Source organism: Shewanella sairae, from assembly GCF_023283535.1.
GTDB classification, from domain to species: Bacteria; Pseudomonadota; Gammaproteobacteria; order Enterobacterales; family Shewanellaceae; genus Shewanella; species Shewanella sairae.
The window spans coordinates 1-1,981 of record NZ_JAKILT010000152.1; the positions used below are offsets into that span (position 1 = coordinate 1).

The 1,981-nt window shown below is 47.7% G+C and carries 1 protein-coding gene; it reads left to right on the plus strand.

Annotated features, from left to right (window positions below; genetic code table 11):
• The first annotated feature begins 548 nt into the window (after positions 1-548).
• Entirely contained in the window at positions 549-1,898 is a 1,350-nt protein-coding gene (gene ltrA, locus L2748_RS23685) for a group II intron reverse transcriptase/maturase (RefSeq protein WP_220783589.1), read from the plus strand.
• Positions 1,899-1,981: the final 83 nt, after the last annotated feature.

Genomic DNA, 1,981 nt, shown 5'->3' on the forward strand with positions numbered 1-1,981 from the left:
TTGTGTACGCCCAGCATGGGCATGAACTAATGAGGTGAAAGTCCTCTGTAGGAAGGTCACCGTTCAATAACATGCTGTTATTAAACGTTAACTACTAGCGAATGGCAAGGGCTTATCCGTGAGGGTTGGTCTGGAGGAAGCCGCTAGCAAATTTGCGAGCTGATGAACAAGAACATCATATGAGGCGTAGGCTAGAGGTGAGTTGGCACAAGACGACGAAACCACGTGATCTAATGGCCACCGTAAATGATGCAGCAGTGCAAAGAAAGTTCATGTTCTTATCTGGGGAGATCTGCTTAACATGCGATCGGTCATTAACCAGTGAGGCTCTGGTTTACAAGTGCCTTGGCTTTTCAACTTCATCGACTGAAAAGAGCGAACCAGATGAAAACCGATAGCGCATGACGGGGTAACTTGGCATGTGATTAAGCAGAAGTCAGCAGACGGCATAGTAGCCTAACGCCCATCGTAATGGATGGGATAGCATACCCCGCGTCAGCGTAGTGGGTACACGGTGAAGGCCTGAACATTTAGAAGAAGGAGGAGTCTTGTCAAACTTGTCGATACCCACTACGTCGCCAGACGATTACTATCGGCAGCGTATTGATATGCAGCCGGCCTTCAACAGCGATTTATTCCTACAATTGCTCGAACCTGAGAATCTACACCGAGCGTGGCGTCAAGTTAAAGCCAATAAAGGCGCGGCAGGCATCGATGGCATGACCATCGAAGCCTTCCCGCTCTGGATGCAACAAGGCGGCTGGCAACAGTGTAAAACTCAACTTGAGCTAGGTGAGTACCAACCCTCAGCAGTCAGGCGCGTAGAGATCGACAAACCCGATGGCGGTAAACGCAAACTGGGGATCCCTAACGTCATTGACCGTGTGATACAGCAAGCGATAGCTCAAATACTCACACCACTGTTTGACCCATTCTTCTCGTCTAACAGCTTTGGCTTTAGGCCGAACAGAAATGCTAAACAAGCGGTACTGCAAGTAAGGGATATCATCAAACTGAAACGCAAATTTGCCGTCGATGTTGATCTATCTAAGTTCTTTGACCGAGTTAATCATGATCTCTTGATGACTCAACTTAGGAGCAAGGTGCAGGATAAGCGTCTGTTGGCACTTATCGGTAAATACCTACGTGCTGGCGTAGTGGTCAATGACCAATTTGAAGCAAGTTTCGAAGGCGTGCCTCAAGGCGGTCCACTCTCGCCATTACTATCAAACATTATGTTGGATAGTCTGGATAAAGAGCTGGAAAGCCGAGGGCATAAATTCGCCCGCTACGCGGACGATTTCATCATTTTGGTAAAGTCTATTCGAGCGGGAGAGCGGGCACTCAAGAGCATTACTGAATACCTTGCCACTAAGCTAAAACTGGTTGTTAATGAACAGAAAAGCCAAGTGGTTAAGGTAGGTCAAAGCAAGTTCCTAGGGTTTACATTTAACCGAGGAAAGATCCAGTGGCATGCTAAAACATTGCACATTTTCAAACAAAAGATGAGACGGCTAACGAACCGAAATTGGGGCGTGAGTATGGAGTATCAGCTGTTTAAAGTGCGGCAATACATGCAAGGCTGGATCAACTACTTTGGCATAGCCAATGCGTACCAAGGATGTGTCGATTTAGACCATTGGATCCGTCGTCGCGTACGTATGTGCTACTGGCGTCAGTGGCGAAAACCACGGACTAAAGTGCAGAATTTACTTAAACGTGGCGTCAGGATCCAAGCCGCCGTTGCTTGTGGCATCACAAGTAAAGGTCCTTGGCGTAGCTCTAAAACACCAGGAATACAGCAAGCGCTGAACAATGAGTATCTGAAGAAAGCAGGATTATATTCACTGAGAGATGGATGGATCGCAGTTCAATATCCTAATCAGAAAATGAATTAGGTGTTCTAAATGAACCGCCCTGTGCGGAGCCGCATGCAGGGTGGTGTGGGGGCTGGAGGCTAGATACCTCCGGCTACCCGATT